Source organism: Methylorubrum sp. B1-46 (genome assembly GCF_021117295.1).
In the GTDB taxonomy this organism is placed as follows: Bacteria; Pseudomonadota; Alphaproteobacteria; order Rhizobiales; family Beijerinckiaceae; genus Methylobacterium.
This window is the reverse complement of the sequence record NZ_CP088247.1, coordinates 2,847,060-2,870,498: the sequence shown is the minus strand read 5'-3', so window position 1 is coordinate 2,870,498 and position 23,439 is coordinate 2,847,060. Positions and strand designations below refer to the sequence as shown.

Genomic DNA, 23,439 nt, shown 5'->3' with positions numbered 1-23,439 from the left:
GCCGGGTCGTGGAAATGAGTGGAGGTTTCTGTTGCCAGGTACCTCCGAACCCCGCCTATGCGGTGCTACCCGCTAGGACTTTAGGTCGGTTTTTGGCACCGCTTACGCGGCGACAGCCACCGGAGCAAAGTTGTCGTTGGCAACTATTGCAAAGGCCCGATAACGGCGGAACCATGCCGAGCGAAAGCTCTACCTTTACGCCCTCGTCGATCCTATTTCGCCCCCGCCGGAACCCAACACCTGAGGCCGTGCGGCCATCGGTCCTGGGTTCGGGTGGAGGCGCCGGGTACCGCCCCCGGGTCCGATAGGTTTATTTCGAAGAACGTTTATCGCCATAGCCGGCCTTGCGACCGGCAAGGCGAATATAGAGAGGCCGACGGCGGTTTTGAAGAGCGATCTGCGCTCAGACCCGCTCCGCGTTGCGAGCGTGGCCGATATGCCGCCCGCCTCCGCCGACGCGCGCCCGTCGAAGCCGCCGCTCGCCCGCCTCGAAGCGGGCCTTCTGTGGCTCGGCCGTGTGCTGCTGCTCATTGCGGTCCCGCTCTTCATCCTGGTTCTGGCGAGCGGGCTGGCCATCGCCATCATCCGGATCGGCGGCGACCTGCGCCTCGGGATCGACCCGCTCCTCGACACCGCCGCACGCCCGCGCTTGCCCCTCTCCGAACTTGCCGGCCGAGCCGTCGCGGTGGATGCCCTGCGGCAGGTGTTGATGGCCGGTCTCGTCGTCTCGCTGGCCGCCTGGGTGGCGGGCGGAGCATGGCGCCGACGCCTCGGCCTGGCACGGCCCGATGAAGCGCGGGCGCCGATGCGGCGGCTCTGGCTGCTGCTGCCACTCTGGCCGTTGATCCACATCGCCTGGGTGACGACCAGTGCCGCCGCGCTCAACATGAATTTCGGCAACGGCGTTCGCCTCTCGCCCTTCCTCAGCCCGTCGATGCTCGCCCTGTGGTTCGCCTTCGTCGTGGTGCTTGCACCGATCACGGAGGAATTGCTGCTGCGGGGCGAGACGTTCGCCCGCGCCAGCGCCTTCATGGGGCCGGCCGGGACGATCGTGGCGACGGCGCTGCTGTTCTGCCTCGCCCACGTCTCTCTCGATCCCGGCGCCAAGAGTGCGCTCGCTCGTCCGCTGACCCTGCTCCCGCTCGCGCTCACCCTCGGCTGGCTGCGCTGGCGCACGGGGCGGCTCTGGCCCTGCATCCTGCTTCACGGTTGGAGCAATTTCTGTCTGGTCGCCTACCAGATCGGGCCGAGCCTCCTGCGTTAGCGGCGATCCTGCGTAACCAAGACGTCGGGAAAGACGGGACGGCGGGAAAGCCCCACTCGACATCGGCCGGGGCGCCCGCCAGATCTGAGGAGCCATGCGCGCCTATCACGATCTGCTCACCCGCATCCTGTCCGAGGGCGTCCGCAAGGAGGACCGCACCGGCACGGGCACGCTCTCCGTGTTCGGCCACCAGATGCGGTTCGATCTCTCCGACGGCTTCCCGCTGGTGACGACCAAGCAGCTCCACCTGCGCTCGATCATCCACGAGTTGCTGTGGTTCCTGAAGGGCGAGACCAACATCGCCTACCTGAAGCAGAACGGCGTCACGATCTGGGACGAGTGGGCCGACGCCGACGGCGATCTCGGCCCCGTCTACGGCAAGCAATGGCGGAGCTGGGCCAAGCCCGACGGCGGCACGGTCGATCAGATCGCCTGGATCCTCGACCAGATAGCCCGCAACCCGGATTCGCGTCGCCTGATCGTCTCGGCCTGGAACCCGGCCGATCTCGACCGGATGGCGCTCGCGCCCTGCCATTGCCTGTTCCAGTTCTACGTCGCGGAGGGCCGGCTTTCCTGCCAACTCTACCAGCGCTCGGCCGACGCCTTCCTCGGCGTGCCGTTCAACATCGCGAGCTACGCCCTGCTCACCGCGATGATGGCGCAGGTGACGGGGCTCCGAGCCGGTGACTTCGTCCACACCTTCGGCGACGCGCATCTCTACGCCAACCACTTGGAGCAGACCCGCCTCCTCCTCTCGCGCGCGCCGCGGCCCCTGCCCCGGCTGCGCCTGAATCCGGAGGTGCGCTCGCTGTTCGATTTCCGCTTCGAGGACATTGTGATCGAGGGCTACGAACCGCATCCCGCCATCAAGGCGCCGGTGGCCGTCTGATGGAAAATCCCCGCATCGCCCTCGTCGTCGCGATTGCCCGCAACGGCGTGATCGGCCGCGACAACGATCTCGCTTGGCGGATCTCGAGTGACCTCGCGCGCTTCAAGGCGCTCACCATGGGCAAGCCGATCTTGATGGGCCGCAAGACCTGGGATTCGATCGGCCGCCCGCTGCCCGGCCGGCGCAGCCTCGTCCTGACCCGCGACCGCAGCCTCGCCATTCCCGGCGCGACCGTCGTGCACGATTGGGACGCCGCGCTCGCGGCCGCCGAAAGCGAAACGCTGATGGTGGTGGGAGGTGCCGAGATCTACCGGCTCGCCCTGCCACATGCCGACCGGCTGCACCTCACCGAGGTCGATGCCGCGCCGGAGGGCGATGCGTACTTTCCGCCCTTCGACCGAGCCGCCTTCCGTGAAACCTTCCGCGAGGCGCACGGGGCGGGTGAGCGCGACGAATTCGCCTTTGAATTCGTGGATTTGGAGCGGATCACCGATCGTTGACCGGGGAATTGGCGCTTTGGCCGCAGGGGCGGGAACAGATTCGCGGCTCGATCAGCCGTTGCGGTTGACGCGGTGCGGGCCCACCTGCCAGCCTTGACAGGACGGCGCGGCGCCACTCAGGTGCGCGGCGTCCTTGCGGCACCGCAAACGCGTTCTGGCGCTTGGGAAAACCGGTTCTCTCCGCACTCAGGCAGAGAAGCGGCAGGGCGGTGGATCGAGTTTTAGGGCAAGGGCCTGCCGCATCCGCGGGGGCCGGCTTCAGCAGGAGTTCACGTCGAGAATGCCTTGGAGCAATCAGAGCGGCGGCGGAGGGGGCCCTTGGGGCCGTCCCGGCGGCGGCAATGGCGGCGGCCCCTGGGGTGGCGGGGGCGGCGGCAAGACGCCCCCCGATCTCGAGGATCTGCTCCGGCGCGGCCAGGATCGGCTCCGCGGCGTGATGCCGGGCGGAGGTTTCGGCGGCGGCAAGGGAATCCTCGTGGCGGCAGGCCTCGTGCTCGGCGCGTGGCTGCTGACCGGCTTCTACATCGTGAAGCCCAACGAGGTCGGCATCAACACGATCTTCGGGCGCTATACCGGCCAGTCCGGTGAAGGTCTGCGCTACAACTTCCCCTACCCGATCGGGTCGGTGCAGAAGCCCAACGTCGGCATCGTGAACTCGATTCCGATCGGCTACATCCCCACCGGCGGCACCACGCGCCAGCGCGACGTGGCGGAAGAGAGCCTGATGCTCACCGGCGACGAGAACATCGTCGACATCGATTTCGAGGTGCAGTGGCGCGTCAATCCGCTCAAGGCGGAGGATTACGTCTTCAACCTCGCCAATCCGGAGGGGACCATCAAGGCGATCTCCGAGAGCGCGATGCGCGAGGTCATCGGCCGCCGCAACATCCAGGCGATCCTGACCAACGAGCAGTCCAGCATCGCCCAGGAGGTCAAGGAGATCGTCCAGAGCGCGCTCGACGAGTACGGTGCCGGCGTGCGCATCGAGGTCGTGCAGCTCACCAGCGTCACCCCTCCCCCGGAGGTGCGGCCGGCCTTCATCGACGTGAACGCGGCGCAACAATACGCCCAGCAGGTGCGCAACGAGGCCGAGACCTATGCCAGCCGCGTCGTCCCCGACGCCCGAGGCAACGCGAGTAAGGTCGTGCAGGCCGCTGAGGCCTATCGGTCGCAGGCGACGGCCGAGGCGACGGGTCAAGCGTCCCGCTTCCGTCAAGTCTACGATTCCTACAAGGTCGCCCCTGAGGTGATCCGTGAGCGGATCTTCCTGGAAACCATGGAGAAAGTGCTCGGCTCCGTGAACAAGGTCATCATCGATCAGAACGGCGGCGTGGCCGGCGGCGCCAGCGCTGCGGGCGTGCTCCCGGTGCTTCCGCTGCTCGACAGCGGCCGCGCACAGTCGAATGGAGCGGCGGGCCGATGAACAATCCAGCGATCCGAACCGGCCTGCTCCTTATCGTCGCCGTGGTGGGGATCGGGCTCTACGCTTCGGTCTTCACCGTGGGGCAGATGCAGCAGGCGCTCGTGCTTCAGCTCGGCCGCGTGCGCGACGTGCTGAATCCGGTGGGCCAGAACAAGCCCGGCCTCTACTTCAAGGTGCCGTTCACCGACAGCGTCGTGCTGTTCGACAAGCGGGTGCTCGATCTCGACCTGCCGGTCCAGACCCTGCTCACCGCCGACCGGCAGAACCTCGAGGTGGACGCCTTCGCCCGCTACCGCATCGTCGATCCGCTGAAGTTCTATCAGTCGGTCGGCACGATCGCGCTGGCGAACCAGCGTCTGGCGAGCTTCACCAACTCGGCGCTGCGTAACGTGCTGGCCCGCACCAGTCGCGACGCCATCGTGCGCACCGAGCGCTCCGACCTGATGAACACGATCCAGGAGGACGTGAACCGGCAGGCCAAGGGGCTCGGCGTCGAGATCGTCGATCTGCGCATGACCCGCGTCGACCTTCCCGCCAAGAACAGTCAGGCGGTCTACGACCGCATGACCTCCGAGCGGAAGAAGGAGGCGACCGACATCCGCGCCAACGGCGATCAGGCGGCCACCCTGATCCGCGCCAAGGCCGACCGCGACGTCGTCGTGATCCTGGCCGAGGCCAATCAGAAGCAGGAAGAGCTGCGCGGTCAGGGCGATGCGGACAAGAACCGCATCCTCGCAGAGGCTTTCGGGCAGGACGCGGACTTCTTCGCCTTCTACCGCTCGATGCAGGCCTACGAGCACGCGCTGAAGGGTCAGGACACGCGGCTGGTCGTGAGCCCCGGCTCGGACTTCTTCCGCTACTTCAACGATCCGCAGGGCCGCCGCCCGCAGGGTGCCCGGAACGGTGCTGCCCAGCCGACGGCCTCCGGCAACAGCGAGACCACCGGCGCCGTGCGCTGAGCGGCCTGCGACCGATCCGACCGATGCGGCCGGCGCCCTTGATCGAGGGTGCCGGCCGCCGAATTTATATGCCGGCCTGAATCAGGCACCGTTTATGAGCTTGGGGAAACGTCCATGAGACTCGCCGCGAACGCCGCCCGGGGCCGAACGCCGTCTCTTGCCCGGCGCGCCTCTTCGGCCCTGGCCGCCGCGGTGCTGGGCGTCACCATCACGGTCACCGCCCTGCCACTCCCCGCGTTCGCCCGCGGCCCGGAATCGCTCGCCGACCTCGCCGAGAAGGTGACGGATGCGGTGGTGAACATCTCGGCCTCGACCACGGTCGAGGCGAGCAACCGGGGCGGCCGCTCCATGCCGCAACTGCCTCAGGGCACGCCGTTCGAGGATCTCTTCGAAGAATTCTTCAAGCGGCGCGGCCAGGGCACCCCGAAGGGCGACGACGACAGCCCGCGCGGGCCGTCGCGCAAGTCGAACTCGCTCGGCTCCGGCTTCATCATCGACGCATCCGGCATCGTGGTGACGAACAACCACGTCATCGGCGACGCCAACGACATCCAGGTCATCCTGAGCGACGGCACCAAGCTGAAGGCGGAGATCATCGGCAAGGATCCGAAGATCGATCTCGCCCTGTTGCGGGTGAAGCCGACGGCGGAGCGCCCGCTCAAGGCGGTGCCCTTCGGCGATTCCGACAAGATGCGCCCCGGCGACTGGGTGATGGCGATCGGCAACCCGTTCGGCCTCGGCGGTTCCGTCTCCGCCGGCATCGTTTCGGCCCGCGGTCGCAACATCGAGTCCGGTCCCTACGACAACTACATTCAGACGGATGCGGCCATCAACAAGGGCAATTCGGGCGGACCGCTGTTCAACATGGATGGCGAGGTGATCGGCATCAACACCGCGATCCTTTCCCCCTCGGGCGGATCGGTCGGCATCGGCTTCGCGGTTCCGTCGGGAACGGCGAGCCAGGTCGTTGATCAGCTGCGGCAGTTCGGCGAGGTGCGCCGCGGCTGGCTCGGCGTGCGCATCCAGAACGTCGATGAGGCCACCGCCGAGGCGCTCGGCCTGAAGGGCGGCGCCAAGGGCGCGCTGGTGGCTGGCGTCGATGAGAAGGGCCCGGCCAAGACGGCGGGGCTCGAAGTCGGCGACGTCATCGTCAAGTTCAACGGCGTGCCGGTGAAGTCGTCGAGCGAGCTGCCGCGCATCGTCGCCGCCACCCCGGTCGGCAAGACGGTGGACGTGCAGATCGTGCGCAAGGGCGAGGAGCAGACCAAGGCGGTCCTGCTCGGCCGCCTGGAGGACGGCGAGAAGACCCAGGTCGCCAACGTCAAGCAGCCGGAGCCGGAAGCGGTCAACCGCCAGATCCTCGGTCTCAACCTGTCCGGCCTCAGCGACGAGGCGCGCCGCCGCTACAACATCAAGGAGAGCGTCAAGAACGGCGTGGTCGTGACCAAGGTCGATCCGAACTCGACCGCCGCCGACAAGCGAATCCAGCCGGGTGAGGTCATCGTCGAGGTCGGCCAGGAGGCAGTGTCGAACCCCGCCGACGTGACGAAGCGAGTCGAGGCCCTCAAGAAGGAAGGCCGCAAGTCGGTGCTGCTGCTGGTCGCCAGCGCCAGCGGCGACGTGCGCTTCGTGGCGATCGGACTGGAATGAGCCGCCGATCTGGGAAGGGCGCGCGTTGCGCCCTTCCCCTCTGATCTACTTCGCGAACTCCGCCGCCGAGAATCCCTGCAGGTAGAGCAAAGCCGTCAGGTCACCGTGCTCGATCCGAACGCGGGCGGCCTCGGCCACCTTCGGCTTCGCCCGGAATGCGACGCCGATGCCAGCCTCTCCGAGCATCGGCAGATCGTTGGCGCCGTCGCCCACAGCGATCGTCTCGCCCGCGCTCAGGCCTAGACGCTCCCGCAATTCGATGAGGCTCGCCCGCTTAGCCTCCGCTCCGACGATCGGCTCGACCACCTGCCCGGTCAGATGCCCGTCCGCGACGTCGAGACGGTTGGCGCGGGTCTCGTCGAAGCCGAGCTTCGCTCCGATCGGCCCGGTGAACAGGGTGAAGCCGCCGGAGACGAGGCAGGTGAAGGCGCCGTGCGCCCGCATCGTCGCAACGAGAGTGCCGCCGCCCGGCGTCAGGCGGATCGCATCGCGGATCAGGCCGTCGATCACGCTGACCGACAGTCCCTTCAGCAGCCCCACCCGCTCCCGCAGGGCCGGCTCGAAGGCGACCTCTCCGCGCATCGCTCGCTCGGTGATCGCCGCCACCTGATCCTTGATCCCGACGACATCGGCGAGTTCGTCGATGCATTCCTGCTCGATCATGGTCGAGTCCATGTCCGCCAGGAACAGCCGCTTGCGGCGGTGCTGATCGTGGGGAAGCACGGCCACGTCGATCGGCTCTGACCCGAGCGCCCCGCGCAGGGCCTCGGTCAGGGCTGGCGCCCCTTCGAGCGTACCCGGAACCAGGAGTTCCGCTGCCACTTCGCCGTGGAGAATCCGCGGCTGATGCTCCGTGCGGGTCACCCGGCGCGCCTCGGCGAGCACCGCATCCGTGATGGCGGGCCGGGCCGGGTTTGCTATCAGCGTCGCAACGAGGGTCATGGAGGTCAGCCGTGCAAAGTTCGGACGGGCAGGAGACGGGGCGCCCGGCCGCCATCCTCATTGCAGGGCCCACCGCCTCGGGCAAGTCGGCACTAGGATCGCGGATCGCCCGCGCCTTCGGCGGCGCGGTGATCAACACGGATTCGATGCAGGTCTATGCCGACCTGCGCGTGCTCTCGGCCCGGCCAACCCCGCAGGAAGAGGCGTTGGCACCCCACCACCTCTACGGCAGCGTGGACGGTGCGGTAAATTTTTCGGTCGGTCACTTCCAGCGGCAGGCCGCCGCGATCCTCTCAGGCGTCGAGGCCGGAACCCTGCCGATCTTCGTCGGCGGCACCGGCCTGTATTTCCGCTCCCTCGACGAGGGGATCTCGGACCTGCCCGCGGTGCCGGAGCCGGTTCGCGCACGAATCCGGGCCGAGGCGGAAGGGCAGCCGACCGAGGCGCTGCACGCCGCCCTCGCGTCCCGCGACCCCGAGAGCGCAGGGCGCCTGCGGCCCTCGGACCGGATGCGGGTGATGCGGGCCTTGGAGATCTTCGAGGCGACCGGCCGTTCCATCGGCTCGTTCCACGAGGCCCGTGAACCGGGTCCCCTCGCGGGGAGGCCGCTCCTGAAGATCTTCCTGGCAGCCGAGCGCGAGACCCTGCGCCGCCGCATCGACGCGCGCTTTCTGACGATGATGGAGGAAGGCGCCCTCGACGAGGTCGCCGCTTTACGAGACCGGCACCTCGACCCGCTGCTGCCGGTGATGCGCGCCCACGGCGTGCCCGGCCTGATCGCCCATCTCGACGGGACGATCTCCCGCGACGAGGCGATCCGGCGAGGCCAGGGCGATACCCGCCGCTACGCCAAGCGCCAGTTCACGTGGTTCCGCCACCAGATGGGCGAGGACTGGCACTGGACCATGCCGGAGGCGGCGTGGTCCCTCGCACAAGGCCGGCTCAGCGCTCCAGCCGGGCGATGAGGGACGAGGTATCCCAGCGCTCGCCGCCCATGGCCTCGACCTCGGCATAGAACTGATCGACCAGGGCCGTCACGGGGAGCCGGGCGCCGTTGCGACGGGATTCGGCGAGTAGGATGCCGAGATCCTTGCGCATCCACTCCACGGCGAAGCCGAAATCGAACTTGTCCGCGTTCATGGTGCGGCCCCGGTTCTCCATCTGCCACGAGCCGGCCGCGCCCTTCGAGATCACGTCGAGCACCGCCTCCACGTCGAGCCCGGCGCGCTTGCCGAAGTGGATCGCCTCGGACAGGCCCTGCACCAGCCCGGCAATGGCGATCTGGTTGACCATCTTGGTGAGCTGGCCCGAGCCCGAAGGCCCGAGCAGACGGCACGACTTGGCGTAGGCCATGATGACGGACTCGACCTCGGCATAGGTCGCCGCCTCGCCGCCGCACATCACGGTGAGCACGCCATTCTCCGCACCCGCCTGACCGCCGGAGACCGGCGCATCGACGAAGCGGAGTCCAGCCGCGTCGGCAGCCGCGGACAGCTCGCGAGCGACCTCGGCCGACGCCGTGGTGTGATCGACGAAGACCGCGCCTTTCTCCATGCCGGCGAAGGCCCCGTCCGCGCCGAGCACCACCGAGCGCAGATCGTCGTCGTTGCCGACGCAGGCGAAGACGATGGCGCATCCGGCCGCCGCCTCGCGCGGTGTCGCGGCGGCCCGGCCGCCGTTCGCGGCGACCCAGGCCTCTGCCTTCGCGCCGGTGCGGTTGAAGACGGTGACGTCGTGGCCCTTCTTCGCGAGGTGACCCGCCATCGGCGAGCCCATCACGCCGAGGCCTAGAAACGCGACTTTCGCCATGGGACTCCGTTCTCCGTCATCCAACTGGAATACAGGCGGCCGGCTCAATTCCGGCGAGCAGATTGTTCAAAACGATGTTTGCGTCGGTAAACGGTGCCACGCTCACCGGCGTCGGATCACCCACACATCCTGAGGATGCCATGCACCCCGCTCGTAGCTGACGATGACATCGTCCGAAGCAGATCTGATTTGCCGGACGACATATTCGAAGTCGACCGCCATCGTTCCGTAGACGGCGGTCGACAAATCCGGCTGGTCGGAATCATTCCCGAAGTAGCCATATCCCTTCTTCTTATCGTAATTCACTGCGATATGGGGCTGATGCTCCATCGAGTTCTCACCCGATGTGGTGAACAGCAGCACGCCGTTCGGCTGCAACAGACTCAGGAGCGCCCTCAGCCAGCGACTGAACGAGGCGTGAGGCAGATGGGAAAACAGCGATAGGACGAAGATAAAATCGAAGGTGTTCTTCGGGATGTCGAGCTGTTCGGGCTCGAAAGAGGAGAGCTCGGCCTTCATGGCCAGCCGCTCCCGCATGAATGCGATCGCCGCAGGATGAATGTCGGACGCGGTAAAATCCAGATCCGGTCGCTTGGACGTCATGAACCGCCCGACGCGACCAAAGCCCGATGCGAATTCCAGAACTTTGGGACTTGGATTCTGCACATACTTTCCGAGAACGCCGAGCATCCAGTCTGCGTCGTAATTTCCGCTCACGAAATAATGTCGTACGCCCTCAAAGTTTCCGATGTACTTGATGTACGCCCGGAGGAGCATGTCTTTGTCATCGAAAAGCGGATCGACCCCGGAGGAGCTGCGATAAGACTCCATCCATTCCCGCGTTTCAGGATCGAGATGGATCGGATCGAGCGACAATTCCTCGACGCCATTAACTCGTGAAGCTGGCCCGCGACGTCCCGCACCGAAGAATTTGTGCTTTATTTCACTCAGAAACTCCGGCATCGGCAGTCTTTCTATCAGTATCTTTGCTTCGAAAGGATAGGATGGTCGTCTTCGACGTTCGAGCGTGCCGGTAAGACGTTCGATCCGAGGGGCGTATCATCGATCATCGCTCGATTGAAGCGGACAAGGCCCTCTTGCCGACGATTGCAGTCCGGACATTGCTATGCTGAAGGCCGGCAGACACCGTAACGATTTGGAACAAAACTCAATCGATCAAACAAAATAGGCAAGACAAAATATGATTACCGCGATTTTTGACAAGGCAGGTATCTTAGATAAAGGTGTTTTCGAAGAGTTGGATCGCTCGATTCATCCGCACAATACCAGCCGCCTTACCGTGCGGCGACACCCGATCGCAGGATTGCGCCGCGATCGAGTGTCGCCGAGGCCTTGCAGCACCGGCAATTGGCGTCGGCGTCTCTCCCGCTTTGGATGACGGCGATCAGCCGCCGGTCACGCTCATGTGCCGCGGCACGGCGGCCGGGCGGGCACGCTCGATGACGAAGTCGTGGCCCTTGGGCTTGCGGGAGATTGCCTCGACGACGGCCTGCGTCACCAGTGCGTCGTCGGGCGAGGCGCGCAGGGCCGCCCGCAGGTCCGCCGCATCCTCCTGGCCGAGGCACATGTAGAGCTTGCCGGTGCAGGTGAGGCGCACGCGGTTGCAGCTTTCGCAGAAATTATGCGTCAGAGGAGTGATGAAGCCGAGCCGTCCGCCGGTCTCTTCGATCCGCACGTAGCGGGCCGGTCCGCCGGTACGGTCGGGCAGAGGGGTCAGGGTAAAGCGCTGTTCCAGGCGCTCGCGCGCGACCGAGAGCGGCAGGAACTGGTCGGTGCGATCGCCCTCGATCTCGCCGAGCGGCATCACCTCGATCAGGGTCATGTCCATGCCGAGGCCGTGGGCCCAGGCAATCATGTCGGCGATCTCGTCCTCGTTGACGCCCTTGAGCGCCACCGCGTTGATCTTGACTTTGATGCCGGCGGCCCGCGCCGCCTCGATGCCGGCCAGCACCACCGCGAGGTCACCACGCCGGGTGATGTCCCGGAATTTCTGCGGGTCGAGGGTATCGAGCGAAACATTGATCCGGCGCACGCCGAGATCGGCGAGTTCGGGCGCGAAGCGCGCGAGCTGCGAGCCGTTAGTCGTCAGCGTGAGTTCGTCGAGTGCGCCGCTCTTCAGATGGCGCGAGAGCCGGCGGAACAGGTGCATAATATCCCGGCGCACCAGCGGCTCGCCGCCGGTAATCCGCAGCTTGCGCACGCCGCGATCAATGAAGACGCCGCAGAGCCGGTCGAGCTCTTCGAGGGTCAGCAGATCGCGTTTAGGCAGGAACTGCATGTCCTCCGCCATGCAATAGGCACAGCGGAAATCGCAGCGATCCGTCACCGAGATGCGCAGGTAAGTGATCGCCCGCTGGAATGGGTCGATCAGGGGCGCCGGGCGCACAGGCGCAGGCGCGTCTTCGGCGGGACCCCACATGCGCGCCTCTGACCCTGACTCGTTTCCGGCGTTGACGGTTTTGTCGGCTGACAGATCCAACATCGCCATCCATATGAGGGCGGTGGCATTTTCCGGCAAGCACATGGGTGCAACGCCGGCATGAGAGCGTGGAACAGACCGTCATGAGTGAGCGCTGGCCCACAGAAATCCGCCTGTCCGGCGACAAGCGGATCCTGACCGTGGCTTTCGACGGGGGCGGCCGCTTCGAACTGCCCGCCGAATACTTGCGCGTGTCGAGTCCCTCCGCGGAGGTTCAAGGCCATTCTCCGGCAGAACGCAAGGTGCTGGGCGGCAAGCGCGACGTCGCCATTCTCTCGGTCGAGCCGGTCGGCAACTACGCCGTGAAGCTCTTCTTCGACGACATGCACGATACCGGCATCTACGGCTGGGACTACCTGTTCGACCTCGGCCGTGAGTACCGGAGCCGCTGGTCGACCTACCTTCGCGAGCTGGAGGAGCGCGGCCTGACGCGCGACCGCGTGGCCAGCGCACCGGCGAAGACGAGCCACGGCGCTGGTGGTTGCGGCAGCGGAAGCTGCGGGTGCCACTGATTTTTCAGGCCGGTGCGGGTCGTCTCATGAGACGACCCGTAAAATATATCAGCTCGGCTGTTCCTCGACCTCTTCGAGATCCTCCTCGGGGATCGCATCCGGCCGCGGCGCCGGAGGATCCCCGGCCGGCGCCTGAGATGCAGGAGGCGGATCGCCGACGGGCTTCGGCTCCGTCTCGGATTGCGGCCGATCGTTGTGTGCGGTCACATTATTCTCCTTGCGTCGGTCGCCGACCGCGACAACGTGATGCCGCTGCGGCCCATGAAATCAGGTGAGGTCTCTGCTGTCCGATCAGGAAACGGCAGACATACCGGTCAAGCGGCGCCCGACGTGCTCCACTCCTTCTTCACCTCGTCGGCGCTCCGGTTGAGCCGGACTTGATCGCCCTCGACGGCGATGACGAAGTCGAGCGGGATGTAGTGGTGAAGACCGCCCGCTTCGGCGTCCTTCTTCGTCAGCTTGATCTCGCCCTTGGCGACGTGATCGACGGTGCCGACATGGCCGCCGTCCGAACCGACGACGGTGGCGTGCTCGCGGATTTGGCTGGCATCGACCATGGCTGTCCTCCTGCGTTAAGCGGGGCCAACCGACTGATCGGATGCAGGTTCCGCTCGTCGCCTCGTCCGCGGCCGGATGCGGCCCCGCGACAGCGTGGCATTGAACCATCCGCCTGCATCGCCGTTGGCGTGCGAGATCAACCGCATCGACAGGAAGCAACGCATGGCGGCGACAGATTCCCGGCACCGCATCGGTCAGGACGTGAACACCGTCGATCAACTCAGCAGCGTCGTCATCCTCGGCCTTGCCGTCGCTGGCGGTGCCGCTGCCATCGTGCTCAGCTTGCTCTTGATCGGCTGAGGCGGGCCCGCATCGACGGTCAAAAGAAAAGGGCCGGCATCCCTCCCGGCCCTTTCTCATCGTGCCTCGAATAGGCGATTAGCGCTGGACGACGACCCGAGCGCCGACCTTCACGCGGCTGTAGAGGTCCGTCACGTCCTCGTTGGTCATGCGGATGCAGCCCGAGGAGACGGCGGTGCCGATCGTCTCCGGCTCATTGGAGCCGTGGATGCGGTAGATCGTGTTGCCGAGATACATGGCGCGGGCGCCGAGCGGATTCTCGATGCCGCCCTTCATGTAGCGCGGAAGATCGGGGCGGCGGCGCAGCATCTCGGCGGGCGGGCGCCAATCGGGCCACTCACGCTTCATCGTGACGGTTTGGGTGCCGCCCCAGGTGAAGCCGGGCCGGCCGACGCCGACACCGTAGCGCAGGGCTTCGCCGCCGGGCTGGACGAGGTAGAGCCGGCGCTCGGTGGTCGAGACGATGATGGTGCCGGGCGCGTACGGGCCGGCATAGGACACTGTCTCGCGCGGGATCGCGGTCATCTGCGGCACGGTCGAGGCAAGCGGATCGGCTGCGGCGCCCGGCACGTCGGCGGGGAGAGCCGCGTTCTGCGGGCGCACGCGAACCGTCAGCACCTCGGTCAGCGGCTGGCGGGTGAGCGGGTCGATCTCATAGGCGGCAGCGGGGCTTGCAAGCGCGACCGTCGCGCAGGCAAGCCCGCCCAGGGCAACGACGAAACGGCGCATCAGGGCCTCTCGGGGCAGGCGAAAAATAGGGGACGCGGTGGAAACACCGCCGCACGATGCCGTGCGGACCCTCGCCAACGCGTAAACGCTCGCCGCTTAAAGCCAAGCTTGATTTGTGCTCCGCAACCGGTTCAACCGTCCTCGTGACACGGTGGCCACACTGTGGCAGCTTGGCCTTACGAGCAAGGATTATCGTCGGCGGATGGAACCGGTCAAAGCATCGGGCTGGGGACGGATCGATTGTCGCCCCTATCACGCAAGCGATCTCGAAGCCGTCATTGGCATCTTCCATTCCGCCCTGCGCGAGACTGCTTCAGCCGATTACGATCCGGCGCAGATCGAGGCTTGGTCGCGAATCGATCGGGCCGTCTGGACGGAGCGGCGGATGCGGGGGCATTGCCGGGTCGCCTGGATCGGCACGGAAGCGGCAGGGTTCGCGGATCTCGAACCGGACGGCCGCCTCGACATGCTCTACGTCCATCCCGCACACGGACGCCGAGGCGTCGCGCGGGCGCTGCTGCGAGCTGTCGAGACGATGGCGCTGGATCTCGGCGTCGGCGTGCTACGAACCGAGGCAAGCCTGACCGCCCGACCGTTTTTCGGAGCGGCCGGCTTTCACGTCGTCGAGGCGGAAACGGTGACGCGGAACGGGCAGGCCTTCCGGCGCTACCGGATGCGGAGGGACGGGCTCGGCGCCTGACGGCCTACGCCGCGTCGAGGCCCAGATCGATGATCGCCGAACTGTGTGTGATCCAGCCGACCGAGATCAGATCGACTCCCGAGGCGGCGACCGCTCCGACGGTCTCCCGGTTGATCCGGCCCGAAGCCTCGGTCACGGCGCGCCCATCGACCGTGGCCACGGCCTGCCGAAGGGTGTCGGGGCTCATGTTGTCGAGAAGGACCGCGTCGGCACCGACCGAGAGCGCCTGCTCAAGCTGCGCCAGAGTATCGACCTCGACCTCGATCTTGACGAGGTGGCCGGTCTTCGCCCGCGCCCGCTCGATGGCCGGGATGATGCCGCCCGCGACCGCGACGTGATTGTCCTTGATCAGCACCGCATCGTCGAGGCCGAAGCGGTGATTCGAGCCCCCACCCGCCCGCACGGCGTGCTTCTCCAGCGCCCGCAGGCCCGGCGTGGTCTTGCGGGTGCAGACGATCCGCGCCTTGCCGTGAGGCCGGGCCGCGTCGACCAGGGAGGCTGTCGCCGTGGCGACCCCGCTCAGGCGGCAGAGCAGGTTGAGGGCGACACGCTCGGCCGTCAGCACGGCGCGGGCCGGGCCGGAGAGGCGAATCACCGTATCGCCCGGCGCGACGCGGCTGCCGTCCGGCCGCTCGACCGAGACCGAGAGGCTGGGGTCGATCAGCGCGAAGGCGATAGCCGCGGCGTCCGTACCGGCGATCACGCCGTCCTGCCGGGAGGCGATGACCGCCTCCATGCGCTCGCCCGCCGGAATGATGGCATCCGTGGTAATGTCGCCGGCCCGGCCGAGATCTTCGAGGAGGGCTGCCCGCACCACCGGCTCGACGAGGAGGCGCGGGAGCGGCAGCAGGACGTCGTCAGGCATCGGTGAGTTCCTGAAGCGCGGGAGCCTCCGCCGCGGCGGGCGTAAGCACGGAGTGCCGGGCCGGAAGCTGACCCGGGTAGTCGCTGCGCCAATGGGCGCCGCGGCTCTCGCACCGGTCGAGCGCGGACCGGGCGATCATCAAGCCAGTCGCGGCCGCATCGGAGCCGCGCTCGGAAAGATTGGTGAGATGCGCCACGGCCTGCGACAGCCCCACCTCGTCGCGCACGACGCCGACGCTGCGTTCCATGAGGCTGCGAATCTCGGTCAGTACCGCCGGGACCTCCGGTCGGATCTCAGGCAGAGGCGCCGGCCGGTCGACTCCCACGAGCGCCGACGCGTCGCCGATCGACGCCGCGATGCGGGGCGCGAAGGCCAGAGCTTCGAGGAGCGAGTTGCTGGCAAGCCGGTTGGCGCCGTGCAGCCCGGTCGAGGAGACCTCGCCGCAGGCCCAGAGGCCCGGCACGGTGCTGCGGCCGGCCTCGTCCACGAGGATGCCGCCCATATGGTAGTGTGCCGCCGGACGGACCGGAATCGGCTGCACGGCCGGGTCGATCCCGGCCTCGGCGCAGAGCGCGGCGACCGTCGGGAAGCGCTGCGGCATGCGCTCGCCGAGACGGCCGGTCGTGTCGAGATAGACGGTGCGACCGCGGCCGAGCGCCTGGAAGATGCCGCGGGCGACCACGTCGCGCGGGGCGAGATCCCCGCCCTCGATGCCGGCCATGACCGGCGCGCCGAATTCGTCGATCAGCCGCGCGCCCTCGCCCCGGAGGGCCTCGGTCGCGAGCGGCATGGGATCGCGGCCAGCCGCGATGGCGGTCGGGTGGAACTGCACGAATTCCAGATCGCGCAGGGCCGCGCCGGCCCGCGCGGCGGCGAGCAGACCGCGTCCCAGAGCGCCGCGGGGGTTGGTGGTCGAGGCGTAGAGCGCGCCGACGCCGCCGGTCGCCAGCACCACCGCGCGGGCGGGCAAGCGGAAGGCGACGCCGTCGCGCTCGCACAGGACGCCACGCACGCAGCCATCGGCATCCTGCATCAGGCCGTGAAGGCCGGCGACGAGGATCTCGATCGAGGGCGTCGCCTGAGCCGCGCAGACCAGCGCGTCGAGCACGGTGCGGCCGGTCGAGTCGCCCCGCGCCCGCACGATGCGGCGGCGGCTATGGGCCGCCTCCAGCCCGAGCGCCAGCGCACCGTCGGCTTCGCGGTCGAAGCCGGTGCCGAGGCCGACGAGCCAGTCGATCAGACCGGGCCCGGCCTCGGCGACGCGCAAAGCCACCTCAGGTTCGGTGAGCCCGGCCCCCGCCGCACACGTGTCATCGGCGTGGAGGGAAGGCGCATCGTCGGCGGCAACCGCGGCGGCGATGCCGCCCTGTGCCCAACCCGTCGCCGTGCCGGTGCCCAGGGGGGCCGCGGTGATGAGGGTGACCGGCCGCGGCGCGAGCCGCAGGGCCGTGGCGAGCCCCGCCACCCCGGCGCCGACCACGATCACCCGGTCGGCCGGACTCCGGGCGAAGACGCTCATCAGGCGGCCTGCCGCGGTGAGACGGTCTGGGTCGGCTTGACGGCGAGCATCCGCTCCACGGCGAGCCGCGCCCGTTCGGCAAGTCCTTCCTCGACGATGATCTCGTGCGTCATCGTCTCGAGCGAGCGGCGGATGTTGCTGAGCGTGATCCGCTTCATGTGCGGGCAAAGATTGCAAGGCTTGATGAACTCGATGTCCGGGTTAGCCACCGCAATGTTGTCAGCCATCGAGCACTCGGTCACGAGCACGACCTGCGAGGGCCGCTTCTCGGTGACGTAGTTCATCATCATCGCCGTCGAGCCGGAGAAGTCCGAGGCCTCGACCACCTCCGGCGGGCATTCCGGGTGGGCGATGACGGTGATGCCGGGATAGCTGTCCCGCACGTCGGCGATGTCGGCTGGCGTGAAGCGCTCGTGCACTTCGCAGTGACCCGCCCAAGTCAGCAACTCTACTTCGGGGACTTGGCTCTGGACGTTGCGGGCGAGAAACTCGTCGGGGATCATCAGAACCCGCGGGACGCCGAGCGCACGCACTACGTCGGCGGCGTTGCCGGAGGTGCAGCACACGTCCGATTCCGCCTTCACCGCGGCGGACGTGTTGACGTAGGTCACCACCGGCACGCCGGGATACTTCGCCCGCAAGGCCCGCACGTCGGCGGCGGTAATCGAATCGGCGAGCGAGCAACCGGCGGCCATATCGGGCATCAGCACGGTCTTGCCCGGGTTCAAGAGCTTGGCGGTCTCGGCCATGAAGTGAACGCCGGCCAGGACAATGACGTCCGCATCCACTCGCGCCGCCTCGCGCGCTAGCGCCAGGCTGTCGCCGACGATGTCGGCCACGGTGTGGAAGATCTCCGGCGCCTGGTAATTATGGGCCAGAACCACCGCGTTGCGCTCGCGTTTCAGGCGGAGGATCGCCTCGACGTCCGGGGCGAGCGCCGGCCACTCGATGGCCGGCACATGGCGGCTCACCCGCTCGTAGAGGTCGGGGAGCGGGAAGGCCCGTCCGGCGGGCTCGCGAAAGGCGGTTCCTGCCTCGGACATCGCGGTCTCCTTTATGCTCAAAATGAGCATTGCGCCGCCTAACTTAGGGGTGGCAATCCTCGTTGTCCAGATATGCTGAGAGTGAGCATAACGTTTTTGCGACGCAACACTTTCGCTGCATCCGCACATCTCACGTCCGAGCTCGGGGCCGATCTTCGCAGCCGCACGAAGCATAAGAGTTTCAAAAGCCCATGGGCCGGCCTAATCGGTAAGCCATTCGCCACCTAAGCGATCATTGAAAGCCGGTGTTAACTCCCGCCGAGTCATCATCCTGGTCATCGCTACGAAAGGCTTTCTACCTATCCGAGATTCAACCGGCGGGTGAGCAACGATTACCAAGAACAACGATCTTGGGTCCGCCGTTCGCAATAAGTGACAAAGAAGAACGTGGGGGTCCTCTAACGCCATGCTGTCTTTCAAGCTCGGCCGCAATGCCGGACCGTCCGCATCTGTCACACCCGACGTTCCGCCCGCCGGAACGTCTGATGAGGCGCGCCTGATCGGCGCGCTCAAGCGCTTGGCGGATCGTGCTGCGCTCGATGTGTCCACCGCACCGGGGGGTGCGTTGGACGTCGCCCTGAGCGAGCTCGAGCGTGCTCAGAATCACGGGCTGCGTGCCGAGCGGAGTCATATCGCCGCCATCGCCCGGGAAGCCTCGGAAGGCGCCATCAACATCGGCTGGACGACCTACGATGTCGGCGAGGTCGCGCAGGCCACGCAGACGATCGCGAGCGCCATCGAGGAGATGGGGGCATCCATCGCGGAGGTCGCCGAGACGTCGGAGGCTGCCGGCTCTAGCGCCGCGCAGGCGCGCGAGGCGATGGCCGCCTGCATGTCCGACGTTGGTAATGCCCGCTCGGCAATGGATTCGATCCGCGATCGCACGCATCAGATCGATGAGCGGCTTCAGTTGCTCCAGAACGCCATCGCCGAGATCGGCACGATGGCGGGCACCATCGCCACGATCTCCAGTCAGACGAACCTGCTGGCGCTCAACGCCACCATCGAGGCGGCGCGCGCCGGCGAGGCGGGCCGCGGCTTCTCGGTCGTCGCGGCCGAGGTGAAGTCGCTCTCCGGGCAGACCGCCCGCTCGACCGAGCAGATCCGCACCTGGCTCCACACGCTTCAGGGCGAGATGAGCCAGATCGCCCGTGCCGTCGAAGAGAGCCGTTCGGCGGTCTCGACCGGCAGCTCCGTGGTCGACAGCCTGGGAACCCGCGTCGAGGGCGCGGCCGAGCAGATCGCGCGCACGAGCGAGATGACCACGGCGCTGGCCGCAGCCATCACGCAGCAGAGCAGCGCGACGGCGGAGATTTCGAGCAGCGTTCAGAACATCGCCGCGAAGGCGGCCAAGACCCGCACCGAGATCGACAGCATCACCAAGCGCCTGGTCAAAGCCGAGACTCTGGCACAGACGGCGCTGGCGGATGCGAGCGGGCTTGGCCACTACGAGTTGGTGCGCCTGCCTGCCGATCTCGGTCTTTGGAAGCGCGGGCTCGCGACGATCCTCCTCGGCGCCGGGCCCGCCGATCCGGCCGCCGCCGTGCTTCGCAACCGCGCCGCCCGGCAGGTTGCACAGGGTCTCACCGCCGACCCCGTCCGCCGACAATGGGTGGACGCGTTCCTGAAGGCCGAGGCCACGGCCCACGAAGAGGCCGAGCGGATGGTCAAGGCGATCGCCCAGAACAACTGGGATGTCGGAACGCCGGCCTACCAAGCCGCGAATGCGGCGATGAAGGACATGGCCGAGGCCGCGGCACGGATCATCGAAGCGGCCTGAGCCGCGAGCGTCCGTTCAAACCGAAACCGTGAGGCCGCCCCTGCCGATCCGGCAGGGGCGGCCTCGTCAGCGATCAGGCGGCCTCGTCGTCATCAAGCGTCGGATCGCCGGTCCAGGCGGTGGCGAAGGCGGCCAGATGACGTGCGTCGGAGAAAGCGAGCACCGTCACGGTGCGCTCCGTCGGTGCGGCGCCGGGATAGGGCGCGAGCAACACCGTCTCCTGCGACAGGCGGGCATCGGGCGCCTTTGCATCGAGCCACGCCTTCGCCTCCGGCGTCAGGGTCGCCGGATCGGCGAGCGCCCGCGAGTCGGAGCGCAGCACGATGATCGTCGTGCCGAGTGCCGGATTGGCGTCCTGAATCTGCTTGATGATGTCGATCATCAGCCTCTCACTTCCGATGCCGCGAAGTCGCTGAGCTGCACCGCCGGCTGCGTGTCGGTGAAGTTCGGGATGTCCCCGAAGATCTCCGGTCCGTCCGCCGTCGCGGCGGCCTTGAACGCCTCGGCGGATTCGAAACGCAGCAGCGCCATCACCTGATAGGGCGGCGTGCCGCCGTCCGGGGTGCCGACGCCCTTCACGACCGTGTAGTCGTGCAGGCCCTTGGAGGTCCAACGCTCGCTGACCAGCGGCATGTGCTTGTTGAGATAGTAGTCCATGTCGAAGCGGGTGCCGGCGCCGCTCGGATACATCACGCTGACGAGGATCATGGCGTCTCCTTACGCCGGCTTTTTCTTCAGGCCGGCGGAACGGGAACATGACGCACCCCTCCGCCGGATCAAGCCGAACCTTTCGTCAGTGCAGCTTTACGCGCGGTTCGGTGCGCCGGGTCAGAGCGCGTGCCAGGGCGTCGAGGCTGGTCTTCCACCAACCGTTCACCGCCGTCTCGTGCATCTTGTAGAGCGAACGGTACATCAAGCGGGCGAAGAGCCCGGCGATGAACATGTTCCTTCCCTGAATGAAGCCCATCAGGTTGCCGACCGCAGTGTACTCGCCAAGCGAGACGAGCGAACCGAAGTCGCGGTACTTGAATGGCTTCAGCGGTCGGCCCGCGAGACGGTTCGCCATCTGCCCGTACAGGTGCGAGGCCTGCTGGTGGGCCGCCTGGGCCCGCGGCGGGATCGGCGTCTGCGAGCCCTCCTCCACGAGGTAGGCGCAATCGCCGATGGCGAAGATGTCCGGATCGCGGGAGGTCTGCAGCGTCGGCGTGACGACGAGTTGATTGTTGCGGGTGCTCTCGAGACCGCCGAGATCCTTCAGGAAGGCAGGACCCTTCACGCCGGCAGCCCAGACCACCAGTTCGGACGGGATGAAGCCGCCGTCGGCAAGCTGAACGCCGTCGGCCCGCACCTCGGTGACACGGGCCTGCACCCGCACCTCGACGCCGATCTTGGCGAGCTGCCCCATCACTTCCGCGGCCAGGCGCTGCGGCACCGCGGGCAGGATGCGGTCGGCGGCTTCCACCAGGGTGATCTTGAGATCCTTGGCCGGATCGATCCGGTCGAGGCCGGTGCGGGCGACCTCGCGGGTGGTGCGGTGCAGTTCCGCCGCCAGTTCCGTCCCGGTTGCGCCCGCGCCGATCACCGTCACGTGGAGCTGGCCGGGACGCACCGGCCCCTCCTGCGTGTGCGCCCGCAGCATGCCGTTGACGAGGCGCTGGTGAAAGCGCAGCGCCTGCTCCTTGGTGTCGAGGGCGATGGCGTACTCGGCGACGCCCGGCGTGCCGAAATCGTTGGTGGTGGAGCCCACCGCCAGGATCAGCGTATCGTAGGAAATCGCTCGCACAGGCGTGACCTCACGCCCCTCGCTGTCGCGGCTGGCGGCGAGATGGATCACCCGCTTCTCACGGTCGAGCCCCGTCATCTCGCCGATTCGGTAGCGGAAGTGGTTGGCGTGGGCGTGGTGCAGGTAATCGACGGCGTGATGGCCGACATCGAGTGAACCAGCGGCAACCTCGTGCAGCAACGGCTTCCAGATGTGCGTGCGGGCGCGATCCACCAGCGTGACGTGGGCCTTGCCGCGCTTGCCGTATTTGTTGCCGAGCTTGGTCACCAACTCCAGGCCGGCCGCCCCTCCTCCCACCACGACGATCTTGTGCAGATCCGTGACCGTTTCGCTCGGAACCATCCTCGCCCCACCTCGAAGAAAAAGGGCCGCCTCGATCGGCGGCGCTTCAGTTTGGAATGATCTTACAACAGCAACCCTTCAAGAACCCACCCGTTCGCAGCGGAGGTGGGGTGCAAGTTTGACAAGACACAGAGGCGTGATTGCAAAAATATTTTTGACGTACCGGTCACTTGATTCTAGCTGGTCGGTGCGCCCGGTTGCCGGAGGGGATGGGCGCGGACCACGGCGTCGAGGGCCAACACCGTTTCGGCGATGCGGCGGACCGTGGGATAGGGATCGGTCTCGATCCCGAAGATGCCGGTGCCGACCCAAAGGCTGACGAGACAGAGGTCGGCGTGACTCACCGCGTCGCCCTGGCAGAAGCGGCCGGTGCCCTCCTCCGTCGAGAGCCGGGTCTCCAGCACCTTCAGGCCCGAGGTGAAGGCGTTGCGCAGGAATTCGAGCATTCTCTCGCGCGGCAGGCCATAATTCTCCATCAGGAACGTGCGCACCCGCGGTACGTAGAGGGGGTGGGTGTCGCACGCCACCACCTGGGCCAGGGAGCGGGCACGGGCGCGCGCCCGAGGCTCTGTGGGAAGCAGCTTCACGCCTGCCTGCGTCTCCTCGAGATAGTCGAGGATCGCCAACGACTGGGTCAGGGGCGGCCCGTCGCCGTCGAACAAGGCAGGCACGGCCCCCTGCGGATTGATCGCCAGGAAGTCCGGCTTGAACTGGTCACCGGCATCGAGGTCGAGGAAGATCTCCTCGTAGGCGATCCCCTTGAGGTTCATCGCGATGCGCACGCGGAAGGCCGCTGCAGAGCGCCAGTTGCCGTACATCTTCATGGCCGGATCGTCCCTCTCTCGGCTCAGAAGCCGTTGAGCGTCAGTTCGGTGTGCTCGACTTGGGGCGCGCTCTCGAACGTGTCCGAGACCAGCGACCGGTATGCCTTCCAGGCGTCGGAGCCTGTGAAGTCCCGCGTATGCGCTTCAAGGGTCTCCCATTCGATCAGCAGGCGATAGCGCTGCGGCTTCTCGATCGAGCGGCGCACAGCGAAGCTGCGGCACCCTGCGGCAGCGCGGAAGATTTCAGCAGCCTGGGCGATGCCGCTCTCGAACGCGGCCTCCGAACCGGGCTTTACGTCGATCTGCGCGATTTCCAGAATCATGGCCGTCGTCTCCAGGGCGAGCACCCGGTCCGGGATCAGGGCTGGGGCTCGATCACTCGGCTATAGCGGCGGTGCCGGAGCCGGCAAAGCCTGTGGGGATACCAGACGTCTCAGAGGCAAACCGCATCGTGATTCGCCTTTATCTTCGGCAATCCGACCCTCGTTGTCCGCGATCCAGTCGATGCTCCAAGTATGCTGGCAGGGAAATGCCTGCTGGACGAAACT

General features: G+C 67.1%; 26 protein-coding genes and 1 other RNA gene. 11 read left to right on the top strand and 16 right to left on the bottom strand.

What is annotated here, in order from left to right; translation table 11 throughout:
• Positions 1-17: 17 nt before the first annotated feature.
• Positions 18-394, bottom strand: a transfer-messenger RNA (tmRNA) gene (gene ssrA / locus LPC10_RS13280).
• Positions 395-436: 42 nt separating this feature from the next.
• Here ssrA and LPC10_RS13275 point away from each other — a divergent pair.
• From LPC10_RS13275 to LPC10_RS13250, 6 genes are all read left to right on the top strand, one after another.
• A complete protein-coding gene (locus LPC10_RS13275; protein ID WP_231342204.1) occupies positions 437-1,264 on the top strand; it encodes a CPBP family intramembrane glutamic endopeptidase in 828 nt (275 codons plus the stop codon).
• A 94-nt stretch (positions 1,265-1,358) separates the two neighbouring features.
• Positions 1,359-2,153 (top strand): thymidylate synthase, encoded by a 795-nt coding sequence (locus LPC10_RS13270; RefSeq protein ID WP_231342202.1) that lies wholly within the window; start codon positions 1,359-1,361, stop codon positions 2,151-2,153.
• Positions 2,153-2,653, top strand: a complete 501-nt coding sequence (locus LPC10_RS13265; RefSeq protein WP_231342201.1) for a dihydrofolate reductase — start codon at positions 2,153-2,155, stop codon at positions 2,651-2,653. The genes LPC10_RS13270 and LPC10_RS13265 overlap by 1 nt, the downstream gene beginning before the upstream one ends.
• Positions 2,654-2,933: 280 nt before the next feature.
• Entirely contained in the window at positions 2,934-4,076 is a 1,143-nt protein-coding gene (gene hflK, locus LPC10_RS13260; protein ID WP_231342199.1) for an FtsH protease activity modulator HflK, read from the top strand.
• A complete protein-coding gene (hflC, locus tag LPC10_RS13255) occupies positions 4,073-5,035 on the top strand; it encodes a protease modulator HflC (RefSeq protein WP_231342196.1) in 963 nt (320 codons plus the stop codon). Before hflK ends, hflC begins: the two co-directional genes overlap by 4 nt.
• Positions 5,036-5,149: 114 nt before the next feature.
• Positions 5,150-6,685 (top strand): DegQ family serine endoprotease, encoded by a 1,536-nt coding sequence (locus tag LPC10_RS13250; protein ID WP_231347036.1) that lies wholly within the window; start codon positions 5,150-5,152, stop codon positions 6,683-6,685.
• A gap of 45 nt (positions 6,686-6,730) precedes the next feature.
• Here the strand turns inward: LPC10_RS13250 and serB are convergent, their stop codons facing one another.
• Positions 6,731-7,627 carry a phosphoserine phosphatase SerB gene (gene serB, locus LPC10_RS13245; RefSeq protein ID WP_231342195.1) on the bottom strand — a complete coding sequence of 299 codons (897 nt, stop codon included), beginning with the start codon at positions 7,625-7,627 and terminating at the stop codon, positions 6,731-6,733.
• 11 nt (positions 7,628-7,638) lie between these two features.
• On the opposite strand from serB, the gene miaA reads away from it, so the two are divergent.
• Positions 7,639-8,592, top strand: coding sequence for a tRNA (adenosine(37)-N6)-dimethylallyltransferase MiaA (miaA, locus tag LPC10_RS13240; protein WP_231342193.1), 954 nt, complete (start codon positions 7,639-7,641; stop codon positions 8,590-8,592).
• Here miaA and LPC10_RS13235 read toward each other — a convergent pair.
• The 3 genes from LPC10_RS13235 to moaA form a co-directional block, all read right to left on the bottom strand.
• On the bottom strand, positions 8,570-9,436 hold the full coding sequence (locus tag LPC10_RS13235; RefSeq protein WP_231342189.1) for an NAD(P)-dependent oxidoreductase: 867 nt from the start codon (positions 9,434-9,436) through the stop codon (positions 8,570-8,572). The two genes, miaA and LPC10_RS13235, sit on opposite strands and share 23 nt — an antisense overlap.
• A gap of 102 nt (positions 9,437-9,538) precedes the next feature.
• Positions 9,539-10,399 (bottom strand): bifunctional 2-polyprenyl-6-hydroxyphenol methylase/3-demethylubiquinol 3-O-methyltransferase UbiG, encoded by an 861-nt coding sequence (locus LPC10_RS13230; RefSeq protein WP_231342187.1) that lies wholly within the window; start codon positions 10,397-10,399, stop codon positions 9,539-9,541.
• Between the two features lie 442 nt (positions 10,400-10,841).
• Positions 10,842-11,876 carry a GTP 3',8-cyclase MoaA gene (gene moaA / locus LPC10_RS13225; RefSeq protein WP_231342185.1) on the bottom strand — a complete coding sequence of 345 codons (1,035 nt, stop codon included), beginning with the start codon at positions 11,874-11,876 and terminating at the stop codon, positions 10,842-10,844.
• Between the two features lie 143 nt (positions 11,877-12,019).
• On the opposite strand from moaA, the gene LPC10_RS13220 reads away from it, so the two are divergent.
• Positions 12,020-12,448 carry a gamma-butyrobetaine hydroxylase-like domain-containing protein gene (locus tag LPC10_RS13220; RefSeq protein ID WP_370644726.1) on the top strand — a complete coding sequence of 143 codons (429 nt, stop codon included), beginning with the start codon at positions 12,020-12,022 and terminating at the stop codon, positions 12,446-12,448.
• A 48-nt stretch (positions 12,449-12,496) separates the two neighbouring features.
• Here the strand turns inward: LPC10_RS13220 and LPC10_RS13215 are convergent, their stop codons facing one another.
• Together LPC10_RS13215 and LPC10_RS13210 are read right to left on the bottom strand one after the other, a co-directional pair.
• Positions 12,497-12,655 carry a hypothetical protein gene (locus LPC10_RS13215; RefSeq protein ID WP_231342177.1) on the bottom strand — a complete coding sequence of 53 codons (159 nt, stop codon included), beginning with the start codon at positions 12,653-12,655 and terminating at the stop codon, positions 12,497-12,499.
• Positions 12,656-12,762: 107 nt separating this feature from the next.
• Positions 12,763-13,005 carry a DUF2171 domain-containing protein gene (locus tag LPC10_RS13210; RefSeq protein ID WP_133088587.1) on the bottom strand — a complete coding sequence of 81 codons (243 nt, stop codon included), beginning with the start codon at positions 13,003-13,005 and terminating at the stop codon, positions 12,763-12,765.
• A gap of 76 nt (positions 13,006-13,081) precedes the next feature.
• Here LPC10_RS13210 and LPC10_RS13205 point away from each other — a divergent pair, with 76 nt between their 5' ends.
• Positions 13,082-13,306 carry a hypothetical protein gene (locus LPC10_RS13205; protein WP_231347148.1) on the top strand — a complete coding sequence of 75 codons (225 nt, stop codon included), beginning with the start codon at positions 13,082-13,084 and terminating at the stop codon, positions 13,304-13,306.
• Positions 13,307-13,384: 78 nt separating this feature from the next.
• Here the strand turns inward: LPC10_RS13205 and LPC10_RS13200 are convergent, their stop codons facing one another.
• The gene (locus LPC10_RS13200; protein ID WP_231342175.1) at positions 13,385-14,035 is read right to left on the bottom strand and encodes a L,D-transpeptidase; all 651 of its coding nucleotides are present in this window, start codon (positions 14,033-14,035) and stop codon (positions 13,385-13,387) included.
• 202 nt (positions 14,036-14,237) lie between these two features.
• On the opposite strand from LPC10_RS13200, the gene LPC10_RS13195 reads away from it, so the two are divergent.
• Positions 14,238-14,735 (top strand): GNAT family N-acetyltransferase, encoded by a 498-nt coding sequence (locus tag LPC10_RS13195; protein WP_231342174.1) that lies wholly within the window; start codon positions 14,238-14,240, stop codon positions 14,733-14,735.
• A 4-nt stretch (positions 14,736-14,739) separates the two neighbouring features.
• Here LPC10_RS13195 and nadC read toward each other — a convergent pair whose 3' ends face one another.
• Genes nadC through nadA form a run of 3 tightly spaced genes read right to left on the bottom strand, consistent with a single transcriptional unit; the run spans position 14,740 to position 18,162 of the window.
• Positions 14,740-15,600: a carboxylating nicotinate-nucleotide diphosphorylase gene (gene nadC / locus LPC10_RS13190; protein ID WP_231342173.1), complete on the bottom strand. Its 861-nt coding sequence runs from the start codon at positions 15,598-15,600 to the stop codon at positions 14,740-14,742.
• The gene (locus LPC10_RS13185) at positions 15,593-17,119 is read right to left on the bottom strand and encodes an L-aspartate oxidase (protein ID WP_231342172.1); all 1,527 of its coding nucleotides are present in this window, start codon (positions 17,117-17,119) and stop codon (positions 15,593-15,595) included. Before LPC10_RS13185 ends, nadC begins: the two co-directional genes overlap by 8 nt.
• Positions 17,119-18,162, bottom strand: a complete 1,044-nt coding sequence (gene nadA, locus LPC10_RS13180) for a quinolinate synthase NadA (RefSeq protein ID WP_231342171.1) — start codon at positions 18,160-18,162, stop codon at positions 17,119-17,121. Before nadA ends, LPC10_RS13185 begins: the two co-directional genes overlap by 1 nt.
• 406 nt (positions 18,163-18,568) lie before the next feature.
• Between nadA and LPC10_RS13175 the strand changes: the two genes are divergently transcribed.
• The gene (locus tag LPC10_RS13175) at positions 18,569-19,942 is read left to right on the top strand and encodes a methyl-accepting chemotaxis protein (protein WP_231342170.1); all 1,374 of its coding nucleotides are present in this window, start codon (positions 18,569-18,571) and stop codon (positions 19,940-19,942) included.
• A gap of 73 nt (positions 19,943-20,015) precedes the next feature.
• Here LPC10_RS13175 and LPC10_RS13170 read toward each other — a convergent pair whose 3' ends face one another.
• From LPC10_RS13170 to LPC10_RS13150, 5 genes are all read right to left on the bottom strand, one after another.
• Positions 20,016-20,324, bottom strand: a complete 309-nt coding sequence (locus LPC10_RS13170) for a hypothetical protein (protein WP_231342162.1) — start codon at positions 20,322-20,324, stop codon at positions 20,016-20,018.
• Positions 20,324-20,650 carry an EthD family reductase gene (locus LPC10_RS13165; RefSeq protein WP_231342161.1) on the bottom strand — a complete coding sequence of 109 codons (327 nt, stop codon included), beginning with the start codon at positions 20,648-20,650 and terminating at the stop codon, positions 20,324-20,326. Before LPC10_RS13165 ends, LPC10_RS13170 begins: the two co-directional genes overlap by 1 nt.
• 85 nt (positions 20,651-20,735) lie before the next feature.
• The gene (locus LPC10_RS13160; RefSeq protein WP_231342158.1) at positions 20,736-22,067 is read right to left on the bottom strand and encodes an NAD(P)/FAD-dependent oxidoreductase; all 1,332 of its coding nucleotides are present in this window, start codon (positions 22,065-22,067) and stop codon (positions 20,736-20,738) included.
• A 176-nt stretch (positions 22,068-22,243) separates the two neighbouring features.
• A complete protein-coding gene (gene maiA, locus LPC10_RS13155; protein ID WP_231342154.1) occupies positions 22,244-22,891 on the bottom strand; it encodes a maleylacetoacetate isomerase in 648 nt (215 codons plus the stop codon).
• Positions 22,892-22,914: 23 nt separating this feature from the next.
• Positions 22,915-23,214 (bottom strand): antibiotic biosynthesis monooxygenase, encoded by a 300-nt coding sequence (locus LPC10_RS13150; RefSeq protein ID WP_231347035.1) that lies wholly within the window; start codon positions 23,212-23,214, stop codon positions 22,915-22,917.
• Positions 23,215-23,439: the final 225 nt, after the last annotated feature.